This window comes from Labilibaculum euxinicum, from assembly GCF_009795715.1.
In the GTDB taxonomy this organism is placed as follows: Bacteria; Bacteroidota; Bacteroidia; order Bacteroidales; family Marinifilaceae; genus Labilibaculum; species Labilibaculum euxinus.
In genome coordinates, this window is record NZ_WTCR01000013.1 from 47,062 (window position 1) to 68,506 (window position 21,445).

A 21,445-nucleotide genomic window follows, 5' to 3' on the forward strand; every position below is an offset into this window, starting at 1 on the left:
ACTACAGCTTAAAAATTTCCTTGATTATTTCCTTATCATCAAAATGATGCTTAATTCCTTTTATTTCCTGATAATCTTCATGACCTTTCCCTGCAACCAAAATAATATCATCCTTTTGCGCCAACATACAGGCTGTTCGTATAGCTTCTTTTCTATCAGTAATCGCTAATACTTTTCGAGTATTGTTTGCAGTCACTCCTTCCTTCATATCTTTAATAATCTGATCAGGATCTTCCGATCTTGGATTATCCGATGTCAGAATTACTTTATCGCTTAATTCGGCACTAATTTTTGCCATTAATGGTCTTTTGGTTTTATCTCTATCGCCACCGGCACCAACAACTGTTATTACCTGCTCGTTTCCTGTTCGTAAAGCTTCGATTGTTTCCAAGACATTTTTCAAGGCATCCGGAGTATGAGCATAATCTACAATAGCCATAATGCCATCTGTAGAAATGATACTTTCGAACCTTCCATCAACAGATTTCAACTCACTTATTCCTCGTAACACCTCATCTTTGTCTTGATTCAGCAGACGAGCCGTACCATAAACGGCCAATAAATTATGAGCATTAAAATCACCAATAAAGTTGGTCCATATCTCTGTGCCATCCATTTCCAAAAGCATTCCTGTAAAGTGCTTTTCTAAAATCTGACAGCGATAATCAGCAAAAGAACGAGTTGAATAGGTAAATTTATGCCCTTTCATATTTTGGAGCATCAGCTTTCCATTTTTATCATCGGCATTTGTAACAGCAAATGATTTCTTCCCCAGCTGATCAAAAAAAGCTTTTTTCACCTTTAAATAAGCATCGAATGTTTTGTGATAATCGAGATGATCGTGTGTGATATTTGTAAAAATTCCGCCCTTATAATTCAATGCTCCAACCCGTTTTTGATCGATAGCATGCGAACTAACTTCCATAAAACAATATTCACATCCGGCCTCAACCATTTCTGCCAACAAGGCATTTAACTGCAATGCGTCGGGAGTAGTGTGAGTTGCCTTAATTTCTTTTTCATCCACATAATTGCAAACTGTCGACAACAAGCCAACTTTGTAACCTAGTTTTTTAAACAAATCATACAACAAAGTAGCAATTGTAGTCTTTCCGTTTGTTCCGGTTACACCAACCAGTTGTATATTTTCGGTTGGTTTGTTGTAAAAATTATGTGCAATCTGCGAAAGCGTGGCCGAAGAGTCTTCAACCACAATAAAGGTTGTTTCAGAAGTACTGCTGTCAGGTAACTCTTCGCATACAATCACCGTTGCTCCCTTTTCAACTGCCGTATTTATAAAATCATGACCATCAGACATGGTTCCTCTGCACGCAACGAATAAATCGCCGTGTTTCACCTTTCGGGAATCAAAATGAATCTCATTCACTTCAACATCCCTGTTCCCCTTTATGCTCTGTATATTTACCGAACCAAACAGTTCATTTATATTTATTCCCATCTGTCACATTTTAAGATAAATCGATTGTAATATGATCTCCTTTATTAAAATAAGCTCCTGGTTGTATAGATTGTCCGGACACAGATCCCAAGCCTTTTACCCGAACCTTCAGTCCTGCATTTTCCAATATATAAAGTGCATCCTGAACGCCCATCCCTTTTACATTCGGAACCATAAATTTCTTAATTGTTCTGTATTTGTATTCAATAATTGAGTCTTTCCGCGAAGTTATTACCCATTCCGACTGAATATCTTTATTCGCTATTTCAATGTTTAATTCATCAAACACTTTGTCCAGATCATTTTTATATCCATTCAATGAAACCGGTACCTTTGGTTCCAAACTTGCATCATCCGGTTTTATTGGATGCATTGAATAGCTCATCGCATACACTTTATCTGCAATTGTTTTAAAAACCGGACCGGCAACCTGATTTCCATAGAATCCTTTGGTTTTATTTGGTCGGTTAATTACAACAATACACGAATACATAGGATCATCAGCAGGAAAATACCCAACAAATGAAGCTTGGTACACTTTAACTTTATAACCTTTATTTTTATCGGCTATTTGTGCCGTTCCAGTCTTTCCGGCAATGGTATAGTTCGCATTCCGCAGGTTTCTGGCCGTTCCTCTTAAAACAACACCTTCCAACATGTTTTTCACATTTTTAAGTGTTTCTCCGGAACAAATTTTAGATTTCAAGACTTCTTTATCAAAAGTTTGAATTACATCGCCATGATACCTCAATTCCTTTACAAATTTAGGCTTCATCATCTTACCATTATTAGCTATTGCATTATAAAATGTAAGAGTCTGCAAGGGTGTTTGCTGAACCGCATACCCAATCGACATCCAAGGCAAAGAAACTCCCGACCATGATGGATCATCAGGATATTTGATACTTGGAATTCCTTCTCCTTTAATAGCAAGCCCCAATGGTTCATTCAACCGAAACTCGTAAAGACGATTAATAAACGATCTAGGTTTGTTTTTATAGTGATCGTTTACCAATTTCGAAATCCCCACATTCGATGATTTTTCAAAAGCCTCCTGAACCGTTATTTTTCCATATCCGCCTACATGAGAATCGCGCATTTTTTCTTTGTAATAGCTAAATACGCCATTCCCTGTATCCACAGAGTCCATAGGGCCAACATATCCATCCTCAAACAAAGCCATTATTGAAGCCAACTTGAATGTTGAACCAGGTTCTGTTGCCTCACCAATAGCATAATTATAATCTTCCTTATATGATTGCGATTTTTCATCGAAACCTAAATTGGCTATTGCTTTAACTGCTCCCGTTTTCACCTCCATTAAAACCACAGATCCATGATCTGCATTGTATTTTATAAGCTGTTGCTCTAAAGCAGATTCAGCAACATCCTGATAATTCACATCAATGGTAGTGATCAAATCGTTCCCATCTTTAGGCTCGACCATATTTACAGGCAACCATCTGCCTGACATTTTTTGAATGATACTTATTCCATCAACTCCTTTTAAATCACTTTCAAAAGCCCCTTCGATACCCACCTTACCAATTTGCTGATTTTGTTCGCCTTCCAGCAAATATCCTATTGTTCTGTTGGCCAGATTTAAGTGAGGCTGTATGCGTCTGTTTTCCTGTTCACAAATTAATCCACCTTTATTCTGCCCCAAACGAAAAATAGGAAAGGTCTTGATCTTTTTAAGTCCGATGTAATTAATTTTCTTTCGGTGAATTAAAAAATACCGGTTCGACTTGGTTCGATATTTCGCTTTCCAAAGCATATTTCTATAATCCTTTGCAGATTTATCCTGAAAAAACCGCGATAAGCAAAGTGCCAAAGAATCAACATCGGCACGAAAAAGAGAATCTGTCAATCCGGAAGCACGAAAATCCATTCGTAATTGATAGTAAGGCAATGAACTTGCTAAAAGCCGGCCGTCAGCGGCACAAATATCTCCCCGATTGGCCGACACGATCACATCTCGCTGCGAAAGAGACTGAGCTTTACTTCGCCATTTATCTCCTTCGAACAATTGCAAGGCTACCACCCTACCAACAATGAGTATTGCAAAAATAATCACCAAAGTATAGATCGCCCCTACCCGCCATATGATATCCTTTTTTATCGGCACTACTTCTCTAAATATATTTTAATAGGAGGCTCGGTTGCTTCAATCAAATCAAGACCTTCATTTTCCACTCTTTTTACAACTTCTGATTGCTTGCTCATATACATCAGATCGGAGGCTGTTGTTATCGATTCAAACCTTAGCTCCTTTAACTCTTGCTCCAAACCGACCATATCACGATAAACTCTTTCGGAACGATACCTGTTGCTGATATAAAAAATTCCTAAAACAACTAAGAAAATGATAAAAGGCAACTGTTGAACCACTTCCGTTTTCGTTAAAATACTTCCATCAATAAAATCCTTGACCGAACCTGAAGATGTCTCTTTCAGTTCCTCACTAGGCTTAATGAAATCGTTGTATTTTTTTCGAAATTTAAACATCCTTATAATGATTTAGGTTGAGCAATCCGAAGTTTCGCACTTCGCGCTCTTCCATTTAGCTCAATCTCCTTTTCACCCGGAAGAATTACCTTTCGGTTAATCGCGGTTAACGGCGTTTGCACATTCCCAAAGAAATCTTTTTCTGCATTGCCTTCAAATTTTCCATCCCGAATAAAATTCTTCACCAATCTATCCTCCAAAGAGTGGTAAGTGATCACAACCAATCTTCCATCCGGCTTTAACATTTCTGCAGACTGCAATAACATTTCCTTCAAAACATCCATCTCCTGATTCACCTCTATCCTAATAGCCTGGAATACCTGAGCTAAATATTTATGCTCTTTAAACTTAGGCGTACAAGGAGCAATCACCTCCTTAAAATGCTGAATAGTAGTAAACGGCGTTTCTTTTCTTTGATTATCAATTACCCGCACGAGCTTTCCTGGATTTTTAACCTCTCCGTAAAATTTGAAGATTCGAAACAAATCCTCAACACTATACTCATTCAATAAATCAGCAGCAGTAAAATTTGAATCCTGATTCATTCTCATATCAAGGTCGCCATCGAAACGAAAAGAAAAACCTCGTTCGGCCACATCAAATTCATGAGAAGAAACACCCAAATCGGCTAAAATTCCATCCACTTTAGGGTAACCTAAATATTTCATGAAATTCTTAAAGTACCTGAAATTATGACGGACAAATATGAACCGATCGTCTTTTGGCACATTTTCTTCTGCATCCACATCCTGATCAAAGCCAATCAATTTGCCTGTAGTAAGATGCTTTAAAATCTCTCTTGAATGGCCTCCTCCACCAAAAGTGAGATCTACATAGATTCCATCTGGTTTTATATCCAACCCTTCAATACTCTCTCCTAGTAAAACTGGAATATGATATGTACTCATTTTTTTATCTTTTAATTGAAACACAAAGGAACAACTCTAAATGCTCATACTCAACGATTACCCGTTATTTAAATCCCCTCCTAAAATTTCATCAGCCAAAGTACTGAATCCATCCTGCCCAAGAGCTGATTTTTCGTAAGTTTCAGTATCCCATATTTCGATTTTCCCATCTTGTCCGGCCAGGGTAACATCTTTTGAAAATCCGGCAAAATCAAAAAATTTCTTAGGAATTAAAATCCGTCCATTCCCATCAATTAAGACCTCTGCAGTACCTCTAAAAAACTCCCGCAAAAATCCTGCATGCTTCTTATTAAAAGGATTCACCTTCGTCCGTACCATCTCGGTTTGCTTCTCCCATTCCGAAATAGAGTAGAGGTCTAAACATTTCTCGTAAAGATTTTTCCTTAGAACACAACGATTTTCAGAACCTCCATTAAGGAGCTTCCGAAAAGCAGAAGGCAGCAAAACACGGCCTTTTGAGTCCAACCTACAAGGATAATCACCTATAAATGTTACCATTGGGAAAAATAATTTACAATTGTAAAATTAGAGAAAAATTTACCCACTTTCAACCACATACTCCCACTTTTATAGTTTTGTTAATAACTTTTAACAAGCAGCCCAACTAATTATCACTCAATTATATTGAGATTGTTATAAATCTTTGAGAAACAAAGCAAGAAAATTGCGATATTTGCTAACTATATTAAAATATTTAAGATTTTTATGCAAAAAGAAAACACTCCCGAGAGCTATTTAAAAATTGATATAGAGAAGGTTTTTGCAAGTAAAAGTGAAAGAATTTCAAAACTACTCCCTAAGTTTATAATTCGTTACCTTAAAAGAATCGTTCATCAGGATGAGCTTAATGATTTCTTATCAAGAAACTATCAAAAAGAAGGTATTGAATTTGCAGATAGTGTTTTGGAAGAACTTCAAATTACTTTTGAGATTAAAGGTCTTGAAAACATCAATAAAGAAGGCAGATATATTTTCGCTTCCAATCATCCATTAGGTGGTCCCGACGGGATTATTTTAATCAGCATTTTTGGCAAGCATTTTCCGAAAATTAAATTTTTGGTTAATGATATCCTAATGAATATCAAAAACTTATCAGACGTTTTTGTGCCAATAAACAAACATGGAGGGCAAGCAAAAGAAGCTGCAAGAACAATAGTAGAAGCCTACCAATCGGAAGCAACAATACTCACCTTTCCGGCAGGTTTAGTTTCCCGAAAACAAAAAGGGAAAATTGAAGATTTAGAATGGAAAAAAAGTTTTATTTCGAAGGCAAAAAAATACAAACGCGATATAGTACCTATTCATATTAACGGAAGAAACTCTAATTTCTTTTATAACCTTGCCAATCTTAGGAAATTCCTAAGGTTAAAATCTAATTTGGAAATGTTATATTTGCCAAACGAGCTTTTTAAGCAAAGAGGAAAAAAATTCACTATTTGCGTAGGTAAGCCTGTCTCATACCAAACCTTTGACAAAAGTATGTCGTATGACAAGTGGGCTGAAAAAATGAAAGAGAAAACATATAATTTAGCAAATCAATAAATCCTTATCCCTAAGGTTCTATTCGTTTGATCAAATATTAGCCACAGTACTATTCATTATTATCGATAATGTAAGTATTTTTGAAAATCATTTTTAGTAAAAAAAAAAAACCAAAATAATAATTATCCTTGCAAAGGAATCAATACAACGACTAATGAAAGAAATTATTCCCCCTGTACCACGAGAGGAGCTTGAGAAAGAACTGACTGAAGAAAGATTTGTACGCAAGACCAACAAGGGATCGAATGAAATCTATTGCTTCACACATCATGATTCTCCTAATCTGATGAGAGAAGTTGGACGTTTACGTGAAATCACTTTCCGTAAAGCCGGAGGAGGTACAGGTAAAGATATTGATATTGATGACTTTGATCTGGATGAAAAACCATATCATCAATTAATTGTTTGGGATCCTAAAGCAAAAGAAATTCTTGGCGGCTACCGTTATATTTTGTGCAGCGAGGCTCCTAAAGATGAAAATGGAGAAATCTATCTTGCAACTTCCAGATTGTTTAATTTCTCAGATGAATTTAAAAAGAACTATATGCCTCACATGATCGAATTGGGGCGGTCGTTTGTACAACCGGAATATCAATCGATCAGAAAAGGCCGTAAAAGTTTATATGCACTTGATAATTTATGGGATGGATTAGGTGCTTTAATTATTGATTACCCTGAAATTAAATATTTCTTTGGCAAAGTAACAATGTATCCTGATTACAACAGAGATGCCCGAAATCACATCCTGTATTTCATGAATAAAATGTTCAACGATCCGGACAAACTTGCCACTCCTACAACTCCTCTTGTAACCAATATGGACACAGAGCTGTTAGCAAAAGATTTTTGCAAAGATACTTTTGAGGAGAACTACAAAGTTCTATCACAAAATGTTCGTAAGAATGGAGAAAATGTTCCCCCACTCATTAATGCTTACATGGGATTATCCCCTACAATGAAGTGCTTTGGCACAGCCATCAACACACATTTTGGAGATGTTGAAGAAACAGGTATCATGATTACAATTGCCGATGTTTACGAGAACAAAAAAGACCGGCACACGGCATCTTACCTTTCTTTACTGCACATCAAGCTTCCAAAAACAAAACTGAATATTTTTAAAAAGAAATAATCTCAAAAAGCATTCTGAAAAGAATGCTTTTTTTTGTAACACATTCAAACAAAAAACCCGCCTTTTGCAAGACGGGTTTCCATTTTATATCGAACTTATTTTAGTAAGCCCGTCTGTCATTTCCTTCACAATAGTTAATAAAAGAAGTATTCACCACTTTATTTCCTCCTGGAGTTGGATAATTTCCTGTGAAATACCAATCACCAGTATGCTCAGGACAAGCTACATGAAGATTTTCAACTGTCTGATAAACAATCCTCACCTCAGCATCCATCACTTCCGGAGTTAGTAACACCGCAATTTTATCCGATATTTCTTCCGCAGTAAAAGGCTTGTAAATTTCTTTCACAAAGTTAACTACCTCTTCTTTAGGCAAATTTTCCTGAGCTTTACACTTCTTATATGTTTCATCAATTACAGCCTCCAAACCACGCTCTTTCAGCATTGCAATTGCAGCATTAAAAGCAATAAATTCACCCATTCGGGTCATATCTATTCCATAACAATCAGGATAACGAATCTGAGGAGCTGAAGAAACAATTACAATCTTTTTTGGATGAAGACGATCTAAGATCCTAAGAATACTTTGCTTTAAAGTTGTCCCTCTAACAATAGAGTCATCAATAACAACCAGATTATCCTCTTGATTCTTAACAATCCCGTAAGTAACATCATAAACATGACCTACCAAATCGTCACGCCCTTCATCATTGGAAATGAAGGTTCTCATTTTCGCATCCTTAATAGCTATTTTTTCTACTCTGGGCTCAACAGAGATAATCTCCTGAAGTTTTTCCTCTGTCCAACTTCCGTTCAAATCATGAATCTGCTGTTTTTTTTGCTCCATTAAGTGATGTCGAACACCTTCCATCATGCCATAAAATGCTGTTTCAGCAGTATTTGGAATAAATGAAAAAACAGTATTTTTAATGTCATGATCAACAGAATCCAAGATAGCCGGAGTCAACAGTTGCCCCAGCCTCTTCCTTTCCTTATAAATATCTCTATCGCTTCCCCGGGAAAAATAGATTCTTTCGAAAGAACAAGATCTTCTTTTTTGAGCAACACGCACAGGAACCTCGGCAACATCACCATTCTTACGAACAATAACTGCATTTCCCGGAGCAATTTCTTTAATCGAATTTGCTCTAACATTTAAAGCTGTTTGAATAACCGGTCTTTCCGAAGCAACTACAACAATCTCATCATCATGATAATAAAATGCCGGACGAATACCCCAAGGATCTCTCATCACAAAAGAATCGCCATGGCCAAACATACCTGCAATTGCATATCCTCCATCCCAATCTCTACTGGCTCCCGAAAGCACCTTTTGTATATCTATATTCTTTTCTATTTGAGGGGATATCTCCTGATTCGATAAACCATCATTTTTATACTGACGGAATAGCATTTGATTTTCTTCGTCTAAATAATGCCCTACTTTTTCAAGAATTGTTACTGTATCAGTATAATTTTTAGGATGTTGTCCCAATCCAACCAACAAATCAAATAGCTCATCAACATTAGTCAGATTAAAGTTTCCGGCCAACACCAGATTTCTCGACTTCCAGTTATTTTCTCTCATTACCGGATGAACGAAATCAATACTGTTTCGTCCAAAAGTTCCGTATCGTAAATGTCCCAAATACACTTCTCCTGCAAAGGGTAAGTTTGCTTTGGCCCAAACAGGGTCATTAAATTTCTCAGGATATTTTGCCTCTGCGGCCGCCAGCTCTTTGTAAACACCGTCAAAAACATCTTTTATTGGCTGATCACTGCATGAACGCTCACGATGAATGTATTTGTTCCCTGGAGGCATGTCCAATTTCAACCCAACAGCTCCAGCACCTTCCTGGCCTCTGTTGTGTTGTTTTTCCATCAACAGATAGAGTTTTTGAATACCATATCTCCACGATCCGTATTTTTCCTGATAGTACTCAAGAGGTTTTAGCAATCGAATCATTGCTATCCCACACTCGTGCTTTAGTTGGTCACTCATTATTAACTTCTTAAATGGTTATTTAGTTTGCATTTTGTTGTTTATCCTCTTCATCAAGAATAAGCTCTTCAAGATCTTGCTCGTTTGGTGTCAAATCTGAAAATAAAATATAAGTCTTAACCGGATAACAATTCGGAAAGAACTTTAAACAAGCTTTGTAAAGCTCGATTGATTCTATTTTACTTCGAAAATTACCAACACTAACCCTAAAATCAGGAGCCTTATATACTACATAAGCCCTTTCTTCAGGAAACAGCTCTTTAAATTCTTCCTTAATCTTAAATGCTTTTTCCCGATCGGTACTTCTACCTGAAAAAATCTGAATTCTATATCCTGAAAATCCAGGATCCTTTGAGCTAATCATTTTATCTGTATCGAGCAGCTCTTTAATTCGATCATCCTGAATGAGCCTAACACTCCCCAGCGAGTCTACTCTTTGTTCACCACTAGATTTCACGTCTTCAACAAATTGTGCATTTGATGAGACACCTAACAGAATAAAGATAGATAAGAATAATATTTTAATGTACTGCATTTTTTGTTGTTTATAAACACCTAATAAAAACAGAAGATGAATCACCTGTTAAACCAGCTGCCGGATTCATTAATTAATTGTTAGGAACAGATAATATTGGAATTTCAGAACGATTTATCATCTGTTGAGCGTAAGATCCAAAAAACATATTAATCGAGCTTTCAGCTTGTTCTGTCATAATTGCAATTAAATCTGCATCTACTTCACGAGCATAATCCAGAGAAGAGAAAGTATTATTGTCTCCTTTACGAATGCTCTTCACATAGTCAATATTCCCATCCTTTAAGTAGTCTTCAGCCTGTCTCATATAATGTTCAATCTTCCCGATCACATTGGTGTCGGAAGTTTCATGAACACCCAAAATATGAACTTTCGCATTACATCGGGAAGCAATTTCAGACACAAATGGAATTTTCTTTCTTGTATCAGTGCTTGCATCAATAGGCATTACAATTGTTTTTACCTGCCCCTTAGTGAATTCTTTTTGTACCGTTATAACAGGACAAGTGGCATTCGTAACGACTTTAACAGCATTACTTCCAATAAAAAATTCTTCGAAACCGGAAGCTCCGTAAGCTCCCATAAGAATCATGTATGCATCGCCGTATTTTGCTTGATTTACAATTTCGCGGTAAACACTTCCTGTTCTTATTTTAAAATCAAAAACTCCATTCCTAACACAATAGTCAGCAGAATGAAGCTCAGTCAATTTCTCGAAATATTCTTGTACGGTATGAATGATTTCATTTTTCAATTCCTCGAAATGAAAAGGGATTTCGAATTTCTCAGATTTCTGCACATGAATCATCCTAAGATGACAATCCAATTTATTTGCCAAATAAATGCCAAACCTCAATGCCTTGAGAGAATCACCAGAAAAATCAACTGGAACTAAAATACGTTTCATGATGTCTACTTTTACATTAACACTTTATAACCGTAACACAAGAACTATTCCTAAATTTGAACGACATACCATCCAAACGGGTTTAAAAAGAGATTAATTTCTCACAAACCCACTCTAAATCAAGTTCTTCCTGAACCCCTTATTTGCGGGATAAAAATACACAAAAATATTTAGCAACAAACACAATTACCAAGCCAATATAAACTTAAATATCCATTGCTTAAATATTGATGAAAATCGTTTCGATCTCCTACTAAAAGTACAAATTAATCAACTAAAAACCATCCAATTAATAATCATAAGCTTACATCCTGAATTCTGAAACGCAATCCATTATTCTTTACCCATTCTAAATCACCTCTCCTTTCTTGTCATTCAGTTGAGATAATATAACTTTGCACAAAATTTATTATAAGGGAAATACAAAAATGAGCAATAACAACAAAAAATTATTTTTGGAGACTTACGGTTGCCAAATGAATGTTGCTGATAGTGAAGTTGTAGCTTCGATAATGGAACATGATGGTTTTATCATTACAAAAAACCGCGAAGAAGCTGATGTAATTTTAGTAAATACCTGCTCGGTTCGTGAAAATGCAGAAACCAGAGTTCGTGGAAGAGTTCAAGGCTTTAGCGAATTAAAGAAAAAGAACCCAAAACTATTGGTTGGAGTAATTGGCTGCATGGCTGAACGACTCGGAGAAAAACTATTTGATCAGGAAAAAAATGTAAATATTGTTGTTGGCCCTGATGCCTATATGGATCTTCCTCTTCTGGTGAAAAAAGCAGAAAATGGAGAGAAAGCGATCAACATAGAACTCTCCCTTACCGAAACATACAAAGATATTTGTCCGTCGAGAATTGATGAAACTTCCATATCTGGTTTTGTTTCTATCATGAGAGGCTGCAATAATTTCTGCACCTACTGCATTGTTCCCTACACAAGAGGACGTGAACGTAGCCGAAACCCGGAGAGTATATTAAAAGAAGTTAAAGATTTGGCTGAAAAAGGATACAAAGAAGTTACTCTCTTAGGCCAAAATGTAAATTCATTTGCTTTTAAGAATTCTGTTTCCGAAGTCAGCTTTCCTGAGCTTTTAGAGATGGTTGCTGTTTCTGTTCCTGAAATGAGAATCAGGTTCGCAACGTCACACCCTAAAGACATGAGTGATGACACATTAAAAGCCATTGCCAAGCATGATAATATCTGTAAGTTTATTCACTTGCCGGTGCAATCAGGAAGTGATTCCGTTTTGAAAGACATGCGCAGAAAATATACTCAGGAATGGTATAAAGACAGAATTGCAGCCATCCGAAAAATTATACCAGGATGCGGGATTTCCTCCGATATTTTTTGTGGATTCCATAATGAAAGCGAAGAAGATTTCAATCAAACCATTGAATTAATGAAATGGGCGAAATTCGATTTAGCCTACATGTTTAAATATTCAGAACGTCCGGGTACATTTGCTTACAAGAATTTAGAAGACAATGTTCCCGAAGAGGTAAAACAAAGAAGATTAGAAGAGATGATTGCTCTGCAAAACCAAATATCTTTAGAAAACAATCAAGGTGATATTGGAAAAGTTTTCGAAGTTTTGATTGAAGGAATTTCCAAAAGATCTGAACAGGATGTATATGGAAGAACTTCACAAAATAAAGTGGTTGTATTTCCAAAAAAGAACTACCGTGTTGGTGATTTGGCAAATGTAATTATTAACGAATGCACCAAAGCAACTCTTGTAGGAGAAGCTGTTTAATCTGAAAACACATATTAAAATCCAACAAGGCTGAATTATTCAGTTGTGTTGGATTTTTTTGGTATTTTTACCAGACAGCCTGCATCAAAACCTTACTACTATGAAAATTCAGATTCGACCGGAAAACAAGAATGATTACAAGACTATATCCATGATTAACGACATGGCATTTGGTAGAGAAACTGAAGGATTATTAGTTGAAAAACTTCGAAAAAACAAAAAGTTCATCAAAGATCTTTCCTTAGTTGCTTGTATGGGAAATGAAATTGTTGGTCATATTTTATTCTTTCCAATCGAAATTAAATCTGAGAATAACACATTTGATTCTTTAGCCTTGGCACCTATGTCGGTAATACCTGAATTGCAAGGATTAGGTATTGGGGCACAATTGGTAGAGAATGGATTGGCAAAGGCAAAAAAAATGGGGCACCAATCTGTAATTGTATTGGGGCACGATAAATATTACCCTGAATTTGGTTTTACTCCAGCTTCCAAATTCAATATCACATGTACTTTTGAAGTGCCAAATGAAGTTTTTATGGCACTTGAATTGGAAAAAGATGCTCTAAAAACCGTTTCCGGATGTGTTGAATACCCAAAGGAATTTAACGACCTGTAAATCTCACAATTTTCACTGTAATTATTTATTATAACTGCAGACAAGCAGTCCGAAAACGAACAGTACTTTGTTCACATCCGAACAATAATAATTATCTGCAGTACAACACTTTCAACACAACCACACACACAATCAAGAGCTTATTAGCTTTGGTACAAATTATGATACTACCATCGAATTAATATTATTGTTCATGGAAAACCTATGTCCTAATTTTTAACACAATTCGACAAAACATGATTAAAAAGTTGTTTTTCATCACCACATTTTTAATTGCTCTTGCACAAAGTCTTCTCGGTATGGATAATCCTCAATGGTTGAGGTATCCGTCAATCTCTCCGGATGGTCAAACTGTTGTTTTTGAATATGGCGGCGATTTATTTACCATTTCTTCGGAAGGTGGTAATGCCACAGCACTTACCAGCAACCAGTCCTACGACTACCAACCGGTTTGGTCTCCCGACAGCAAAACTATCGCATTTGCTTCTGACCGATACGGGAATTTTGACATCTTTACAATACCTGTTGAAGGAGGGACTCCGAACAGAATTACATTTAATTCAAAAGGAGAAATACCATCTAGTTTTACACCAGACGGACAAAACATACTATTTTCTTCAACAATTAGTGATGATTTCAAAAATGCAATGTTTCCGTCAGGCGTACTTCCTGAATTGTACAGTGTACCGGTAAATGGCGGCAAAGTTTCACAGATACTGACTTCGCCGGCATTGGATGCAAAGTACAGTAAAAATATGGAGTACATATTATACCGTGACAGTAAAGGATATGAAGATCATTGGAGAAAGCATCATACCTCGGCAGTTACCAGAGACATTTGGTTGTATGATGTTGCAAATAAAAAACACAGTATGTTCTCAACATTTGAAGGTGAGGATTTGTATCCTGTATTTAATGCATCAAATGATGAGATCTACTATCTGACAGAAAAATCAGGCAGTTTTAATGTTTGGAAAGCTCCTGTAAAAGATAAAACCCAACTGACTCAAATCAGTACATTTGAGAAACTCCCGGTTCGTTTCTTAAGCATTTCTGACAGCAACAAACTTTGTTATTCCTGGAATGGTGAAATTTATACTCAGGAAGAAGGAAAAGCTCCTGTAAAACTAGAAACAGCCATTGCTATTGACAATAAAGAAAATGAAGTCAGTTTTGAAAAACTAAGCAGCGGCGCTACCGAAATGAGCGTTTCTCCAAACGGAAAAGAAGTTGCTTTCATTGTACGTGGAGAAGTTTTCGTGACCTCTGTTGAATATGGAACTACAAAACGAATTACCAACACTCCGGAACAGGAACGCTCGGTAAGCTTTAGTCCTGATGGAAAAGCTTTACTATATGCTTCGGAAAGAAACGGCAGCTGGAATTTGTACCAAACCAAAATGACCCGGGAAGATGAAACTCAGTTTGCCAACTCTACCATTTTAAAAGAAGAGGCAGTTTTGGAAATTGATGCAGAAACCTTTCAACCAAAATATTCTCCTGACGGCAAAGAAATTGCTTTTCTTGAAGATCGCGTTATCCTAAAAGTAATCAACTTAGAATCAAAAAAAGTTAGAACGATACTAGGCAAAAAATGGAACTACTCTTATTCCGACGGAGATCAGCATTACGACTGGTCGCCTGATGGCAAATGGTTTCTTGTTAATATTTATCCTCACACCATTTTTATGCCAGATGCGGCAATGGTGGATGCTCAGGGAAATCAGAAGGTGATTAACCTTACTGAAAGCGGCTACAGCGATTCTGATGCCAAATGGTCATTAAAAGGAAATGCAATGATCTGGTTCACCGACAAACGTGGATATCGCAGTCATGGAAGCTGGGGCTCGCAATCGGATGTTTACATTCAATTCTTTAACCAGAAAGCATTTGATGATTTCAAACTTTCAAAGGAAGAAAAAGAATTAAAAGAAGAAGCTGAAAAAGCTAAGAAAGAGGAAGATAATGGCGATGACAAAGACAAGAAAAAGGATAAGAAGGACAAAAAAGACAAAGATAAAGTTGAAGATTTAAACATTGAATTTTCAGGAATGGAAGATCGTCAGATTTGTTTAACAATCAATCCTTCCAAACTTTCTGATGCAATTCTGACTCCTGATGGAAAAAAATTATTTTACCTAAGCAAATTCGAAGGTGGATACGATCTTTGGGTAAACGATTTGGAAGAGAAGGAAACGAAAAAAATTCTTGACCTAAAAGGCGGTGGCGGCGATATGCAGTTCGACAAGGAAGCAAAAAACCTGTTTTTAATGTCAGGCAACAGCATCATTAAAGTAGATGTTGCGACAAACAAGCGAAAAAACATCAGCTACACTGCCGAAATGTATTTGGATAAAGCCAAAGAAAGAGAATATCTTTTTGAACATGTTTGGCGCACCATGTTAAGAAAATTTTATGATCCTGAAATGCATCAAGTTGACTGGGATTTTTACAAAAGTGAATACAAGCGATTTTTACCTTATATTAATAACAATCACGATTTTGCAGAAATGCTAAGTGAGTTATTGGGTGAGTTAAATGCTTCGCATACCGGTTCCGGTTATCGGGCCAGATCAAAAAATCCTGATCAAACAGCCAAATTAGGCGCATTCTTTGATTGGAATTACGAAGGTGATGGTTTACGAATTGCCGAAGTACTGGAAAAAGGCCCCCTTAACCAAGCCGATTCAAAGATTAAAGCAGGAACTATCATCGAAAAAATTGATGGAAATGTGATTCCTAAAAACGAGAGTTATTATCCTTTACTAAATCACAAAGCTGATAAAAAAGTACTCTTATCTCTTTACAATCCTTACACAAAAGAACGATGGGAAGAAACTGTAAAACCTGTTTCGGGCATTAATACTTTATTGTACGAACGTTGGGTAAAAAAGCGTCAGGAAGAATGCGAGCGCCTGTCGAACGGACGAATTGGATATGTTCATGTAAAAGGAATGGATTCGCAAAGCTACCGAAAAGTATATTCTGAAATTCTGGGTAAATATGGTACTTACGAAGCCATTGTTGTTGATACCAGATTTAATGGCGGAGGATGGCTGCACGACGATTTAGCAACTCTGCTTAGCGGTGAAGTATACTCTACCCTTTCACCCAGAGGACAGGATTTTGGAACAGAACCTCTTTCCAAGTGGAAAAAGCCATCTGCTGTTTTAATTAGTGAGAGCAATTATTCTGACGCTTGCGCATTCCCATATGTATACAAAACATTAAAAATCGGGAAACTGGTTGGAATGCCTGTTCCCGGTACTATGACTGCTGTATGGTGGGAAACTCTTCAGGATCCGACTTTGTATTTCGGTATGCCAATGGTTGGAGTAAAAGACACCAAAGGAAAATACATTGAAAATCACCAAATAGAACCGGATATTAAAGTTAGAAATGACTACGAAGTTGTAACCAAAGGTGATGATCAGCAACTTAAAAAAGCGGTTGAGTCTTTATTAAAAGAAATTGATGAAAAATAGTCTGTGAAATCAATGAACCTGCAATCAAACACTTCTTCCTGATGGAAGAAGTGTTCTGCAGGCAAAAGACATCTCGTGTACGAAACAAACAGCTCACAACTGGAATCAGATTAAAATGTATTAAATACGATTAACAACAAGAACTACATATTCTGAATAAACTGAACCTTAAGTGTAAATGAGACGGAACTCATCCCTCCTTTGATCACCTCAAATGAATTGAGTTTCGATCTCATTTTACTGGTATGGTTTTTGTTAATTAACAATGTAAAATAAAATTTCAAGAGATATTCCTGACCGCTTTTATTAACCTACTGGCAAACGGAATTATAGGGGTCTGTTCTCCTACTTTTTTCAAAACCTGAACAGACATAATTTGCCGAAAATAACACGGAATAGGGGCCGTTGTTATTTTCGGCTTTTTATTTACAACATCCTAAAAAACAGTCTTGGTATATTTTAGAATAAACAATTTTATTGTTAATTTAACAAGCTGATGATATAAAGTAATAACAAACAAAACAACTACACATAAAAGTTCATCGAAAATAAAAATTTTATTATGAAACGATTCATTTATCTGGCTTTACTCCTTGGCTTTTCAAGTGCGAATGCTCAGGAGAACATAACTTATCAGAAGCCTTCCTCTGAGATCTTAGATTTAGTTGATGTGAAGGCTGCTCCATCGGTACTTATTGATGAAAGTAAAGATTTTATGGTTTTACGATATCGTGATTCGTACAAAACCATTGCTGAACTTTCTGAAGTTGAGTTGCGTCTGGGTGGTTTGAGAATCAACCCAAAAACAAATATCGGTAGTAGAACAAACTATTACAACGATCTGAAATTAATCAATTTAAAAGAAACAAATGCGAGTCCGAAACCCGTAACAGGATTACCGGAAAATCCTCGTTTAGCCAATTTCAAATGGTCGCCCGATCAGAAAATGATCGCTTTTACTAATACAAGCCAAGATGGTGTTGAGATTTGGTTTTTGGATCTTAAAAAAGCTGTTGCTGCAAAATTAACAGAAGCCAATGTTAATGCCAATATGGGCGATGTAATCAATTGGTTCGAAGACAGCAAATCCTTATTGGTGAAAATGATTTCTGAAGACAGAAAAGAACTCATCGATACGAAAAACAGTATTCCAACCGGACCAACAATATCTGTTAATGAAGGAAGTAAAGCTCAAAACAGAACCTATCAGGATTTGCTGAAAAACAAAAATGACGAATACAATTTTGAACAATTGGCTCTTTCAGATCTTTACAAAATATCGCTTAACGGAGGTAAAGAAAAATGGTTAGGTGCAGCAATGTTTGAAAGTATTACCTTCTCTCCTGACGGAAACTATGTAATGCTGACCACCATCGAAAAACCATTTTCCTATCTGGTTCCCTACTCAAGATTTCCATTTAAAACCACAATATATTCGAGCAAAGGCGAAATGGTGCAGACCGTTTTGGAAGTGCCTTTGGTTGAAGAACTGCCAAAGGGATTTATGGCAATAAGAACCGGAAGAAGAGATTTGAATTGGCGCGATGATAAACCCTCCACTCTAATTTATACTGAAGCTCTTGATGGCGGAGATCCCGAAAACAAAGTGGATTTTCGAGATGAAGTATTTGAACTGAAAGCTCCATTTAACGGCACGCCAAAAAGTATCTTAAAAACGATCAATCGATTCTATACTATTGACTGGGGCAATGACAATATCGCAATTGCCATGGATTACTGGTGGAATACCAGAAATATAAAAACCTACGTGTTTAATCCATCGGATGCCAGTCAGGAACCCAAAATAATTTCAGATCGAAACTATCAGGACAAATACAATGATCCGGGAAACTTTGTGCATAAAAGAAATAAATTCAGCAACTATGTACTGGCTTTAGATGGTGATAATGCCTTCTTAATAGGAGATGGTTACAGTGAAAAGGGGCAATATCCTTTTGTTGATCAGTTAAATTTGAAGACTGAAAAAACCGAACGCTTGTATCAATCAACTTACGAAGACAAAATTGAAGACATTCAGGATTTTGATCCTGTAAACAAAAAGTTATTGGTGCGTATTGAATCTAAAACCGAATACCCTAACTACTACTTCCGAAATATAAAAAAGAAAGAACTTCAGCAACTTACCAGCTTCGAGAATCCTTTTAAAAGCATCCAAAACGTGCACAAAGAGGTTTTAAACTACAAGCGAGAAGATGGTTTGGAACTATCCGGAACCTTATATCTTCCTGTAGGTTATGACGCAAACAAAAAAGAAAAAATGCCAATGATTTTGTGGGCTTATCCAAAGGAATTTAAGGACAAAGCAAGTGCTTCTCAAAACACTCAAAATCCAAACGAGTTTACCTACCCTTACTGGGCATCGCCAATTTACTGGGTAACTAAGGGTTATGTTGTTTTAGATGATGCCTCATTCCCTATTATTGGAGAAGGTGAAACAGAACCAAACGATTCTTTCTGTAAGCAACTGGTTTCGAATGCAAAAGCTGCAATTGATGCTGTAGATTCTTTGGGATATATCGATAGAAATAAAGTTGCTGTTGGCGGACATAGTTACGGTGCTTTTATGGTGGCCAACCTATTAAGTCATTCAGATTTGTTTGCTGCCGGAATTGCCCGAAGCGGTGCCTACAACAGAACATTAACACCATTTGGTTTTCAGAGCGAAGAACGCTCGTATTGGGACGCCCCTGAAGTATACTACAAAATGTCGCCTTTTATGCATGCCGACGAAATGAAAACTCCTTTGCTGTTAATTCATGGCGAAGCAGATAACAATTCAGGAACTTACCCAATGCAAAGTGAGCGGTATTTTAACGCACTAAAAGGATTGGGAGCTAACGTTCGATTGGTTATTTTCCCAAAAGAAAGTCATAGTTACAGAGCCAAAGAGAGTATCCTGCACATGTTGTGGGAACAAGATCAGTGGCTTGAAAAGTATGTTAAAAACAGAAAGATGGAATAAGTCTGCAAGTTTCAAAGTTATACAAGAAGGGAATTCACTCGTAAAGATGAATTCCCTTTTCTTTTTTAATAGAAAAGGGCACTATTATTCTCATTCGTCTTTTGTAATTTTGATTTGCAAACACAACAATCCACAACATGAATTTCGAAATTAAAAAAGCAGATGATTTTAATACAATTAACTGGTCGGGCGGAACCAGTACTCAACTTTATATCTACCCGCCAACATCAGATTACCAGCGAAGAGATTTTGATTTTAGACTAAGCACAGCTACGGTAGAAGTTGAGGAATCAGATTTTACTTCCCTACCCGGCGTGTCGCGAAAAATCATGATTTTAGATGGAGCAATAGAAATCATTCATGAAAATCGTTACAGCAAAAAGCTTGACAAATTCGATACAGACAGCTTTGAAGGAGACTGGAAAACCTCATCGATTGGAGAATGCATCGATTTTAATTTGATGACACGCGTCACTTCAAAAGGAGAAATCAAGGCTCTTTCTATTGAAAAGAAACAAATTGTAAATTTACCTCTTGAAAAAGAAACAGATTTCCTGATTGGATATATTTTCTCAGGTGAAATTAGTCTGACTATAAATCAGAAAATTCATCAGCTGCAACAGGGAAACCTCCTGGTGATTACTCAATTTGGCAGCGCAAACCTGCAACTAACCGGAATGGAGAACAGCGAGATCATTATATCTAAAATCATTATTTAAGATTTCTGGTTTTCAAATATTACTCGAGCATTCTTTTCCACAGGTGAGCAATACTTCGCAAAACTTTTGATCCGTTATTATTTTGCTGAGTAAAGGTGTCTTTAAAACTTTTCCCAAAACGTTTTGAAGCAAACAAAACAGTGCCATCGTTAAGAGTTAATTGCAGTTCCTTATGATTGTAACGCAGAATATAATCTTGATTTACTAATAAACTATTGCTTATGGGATAGAAATTATAATCTATCATCAGCATCTCTTTATAGTAACCCAAATTTCTGGTAGTAGTGAGTCGATTCCCATTTCTTAAAAATACGTAGGCAATTACACCATCGGCCTCGAGGTATTTAATTTCATCGACAGTCACAAATTCAACAATTCCATTGTGCAGATGCAGAGCAATTTTATTGGTTTTATTTATGTTACTGTCCCCAACCCGATCTAAAAGCAAGCTTATTTGCCGGTTGAAATACTGCGATCGCAGTTTCTCCGTTGCTTTGTTTACAGCAAGTATTAAATCAGTATCATCTAAAGGCTTGTAAAGAAAATCGAGAGCCGAATATTTAATGGCTCTAAGGGTAAACTCTTTTGCACTTTCGCCTGTTATAAAAATGATTTCAAAGTCTATTTTGCCTTCATCCGAAAGCATCCGCAAAAGATCAAAACCCGTTCCTTTAGGCAATTGAATATCCAGAAATATGATATCGAAATGATTCGCTTTAATCTTTTCATAGGCATCATCGATACTAAATGCTTGTTGAATGTCTCTGATTAAAGGACACAATTTTTCGATTCTTTGTTTGATGTAGTTTGATGTATCTTCGACATCCTCAACTACCAATGCTGTATAAACTTCTTGCATAACCTG

The 21,445-nt window shown here is 36.5% G+C and carries 16 protein-coding genes; 7 read left to right on the top strand and 9 right to left on the bottom strand.

The genetic code is table 11. The features are described 5' to 3' along the window. Position 1 precedes the first annotated feature (1 nt). From GQR60_RS16060 to GQR60_RS16080, 5 genes are read right to left on the bottom strand one after another with little or no spacing between them, the layout of a single operon-like run. Entirely contained in the window at positions 2–1,459 is a 1,458-nt protein-coding gene (locus GQR60_RS16060; RefSeq protein ID WP_124993916.1) for a UDP-N-acetylmuramoyl-L-alanyl-D-glutamate--2,6-diaminopimelate ligase, read from the bottom strand. A 10-nt stretch (positions 1,460–1,469) separates the two neighbouring features. Then, entirely contained in the window at positions 1,470–3,587 is a 2,118-nt protein-coding gene (locus tag GQR60_RS16065) for a penicillin-binding protein (RefSeq protein WP_124993917.1), read from the bottom strand. After that, positions 3,587–3,967 carry an FtsL-like putative cell division protein gene (locus tag GQR60_RS16070; protein ID WP_101309401.1) on the bottom strand — a complete coding sequence of 127 codons (381 nt, stop codon included), beginning with the start codon at positions 3,965–3,967 and terminating at the stop codon, positions 3,587–3,589. The genes GQR60_RS16065 and GQR60_RS16070 overlap by 1 nt, the downstream gene beginning before the upstream one ends. Before the next feature lie 2 nt (positions 3,968–3,969). Beyond that, positions 3,970–4,875, bottom strand: coding sequence for a 16S rRNA (cytosine(1402)-N(4))-methyltransferase RsmH (gene rsmH, locus GQR60_RS16075; RefSeq protein ID WP_124993918.1), 906 nt, complete (start codon positions 4,873–4,875; stop codon positions 3,970–3,972). Positions 4,876–4,932: 57 nt separating this feature from the next. Continuing rightward, complete coding sequence (locus tag GQR60_RS16080) at positions 4,933–5,394, bottom strand: division/cell wall cluster transcriptional repressor MraZ (protein ID WP_124993919.1); 462 nt, start codon at positions 5,392–5,394, stop codon at positions 4,933–4,935. 207 nt (positions 5,395–5,601) lie between these two features. Between GQR60_RS16080 and GQR60_RS16085 the strand changes: the two genes are divergently transcribed. Both GQR60_RS16085 and GQR60_RS16090 read left to right on the top strand, forming a co-directional pair. Next, positions 5,602–6,438 carry a 1-acyl-sn-glycerol-3-phosphate acyltransferase gene (locus GQR60_RS16085; protein ID WP_124993920.1) on the top strand — a complete coding sequence of 279 codons (837 nt, stop codon included), beginning with the start codon at positions 5,602–5,604 and terminating at the stop codon, positions 6,436–6,438. A gap of 154 nt (positions 6,439–6,592) precedes the next feature. Beyond that, positions 6,593–7,570, top strand: coding sequence for a GNAT family N-acetyltransferase (locus GQR60_RS16090; RefSeq protein WP_124993921.1), 978 nt, complete (start codon positions 6,593–6,595; stop codon positions 7,568–7,570). Positions 7,571–7,670: 100 nt separating this feature from the next. Here GQR60_RS16090 and GQR60_RS16095 read toward each other — a convergent pair whose 3' ends face one another. The 3 genes from GQR60_RS16095 to GQR60_RS16105 form a co-directional block, all read right to left on the bottom strand. Further along, positions 7,671–9,572 carry an amidophosphoribosyltransferase gene (locus GQR60_RS16095; protein ID WP_124993922.1) on the bottom strand — a complete coding sequence of 634 codons (1,902 nt, stop codon included), beginning with the start codon at positions 9,570–9,572 and terminating at the stop codon, positions 7,671–7,673. A 22-nt stretch (positions 9,573–9,594) separates the two neighbouring features. Next, entirely contained in the window at positions 9,595–10,107 is a 513-nt protein-coding gene (locus tag GQR60_RS16100) for a hypothetical protein (RefSeq protein WP_124993923.1), read from the bottom strand. A 73-nt stretch (positions 10,108–10,180) separates the two neighbouring features. Continuing rightward, complete coding sequence (locus GQR60_RS16105; protein ID WP_124993924.1) at positions 10,181–11,014, bottom strand: universal stress protein; 834 nt, start codon at positions 11,012–11,014, stop codon at positions 10,181–10,183. Between the two features lie 428 nt (positions 11,015–11,442). Between GQR60_RS16105 and miaB the strand changes: the two genes are divergently transcribed. The 5 genes from miaB (at position 11,443) to GQR60_RS16130 (ending at position 20,580) form a co-directional block, all read left to right on the top strand. Further along, a complete protein-coding gene (miaB, locus tag GQR60_RS16110; protein ID WP_124993925.1) occupies positions 11,443–12,774 on the top strand; it encodes a tRNA (N6-isopentenyl adenosine(37)-C2)-methylthiotransferase MiaB in 1,332 nt (443 codons plus the stop codon). 100 nt (positions 12,775–12,874) lie between these two features. Continuing rightward, positions 12,875–13,393, top strand: coding sequence for a GNAT family N-acetyltransferase (locus tag GQR60_RS16115; protein ID WP_124993926.1), 519 nt, complete (start codon positions 12,875–12,877; stop codon positions 13,391–13,393). 236 nt (positions 13,394–13,629) lie between these two features. After that, a complete protein-coding gene (locus GQR60_RS16120) occupies positions 13,630–16,878 on the top strand; it encodes a S41 family peptidase (RefSeq protein WP_191991638.1) in 3,249 nt (1,082 codons plus the stop codon). Between the two features lie 562 nt (positions 16,879–17,440). Next, entirely contained in the window at positions 17,441–19,861 is a 2,421-nt protein-coding gene (locus tag GQR60_RS16125) for an alpha/beta hydrolase family protein (protein ID WP_124993927.1), read from the top strand. Positions 19,862–19,998: 137 nt separating this feature from the next. Then, positions 19,999–20,580, top strand: a complete 582-nt coding sequence (locus GQR60_RS16130) for a HutD/Ves family protein (RefSeq protein ID WP_124993928.1) — start codon at positions 19,999–20,001, stop codon at positions 20,578–20,580. Between the two features lie 19 nt (positions 20,581–20,599). Here the strand turns inward: GQR60_RS16130 and GQR60_RS16135 are convergent, their stop codons facing one another. Next, positions 20,600–21,439, bottom strand: coding sequence for a LytR/AlgR family response regulator transcription factor (locus GQR60_RS16135; RefSeq protein ID WP_124993929.1), 840 nt, complete (start codon positions 21,437–21,439; stop codon positions 20,600–20,602). Positions 21,440–21,445: the final 6 nt, after the last annotated feature.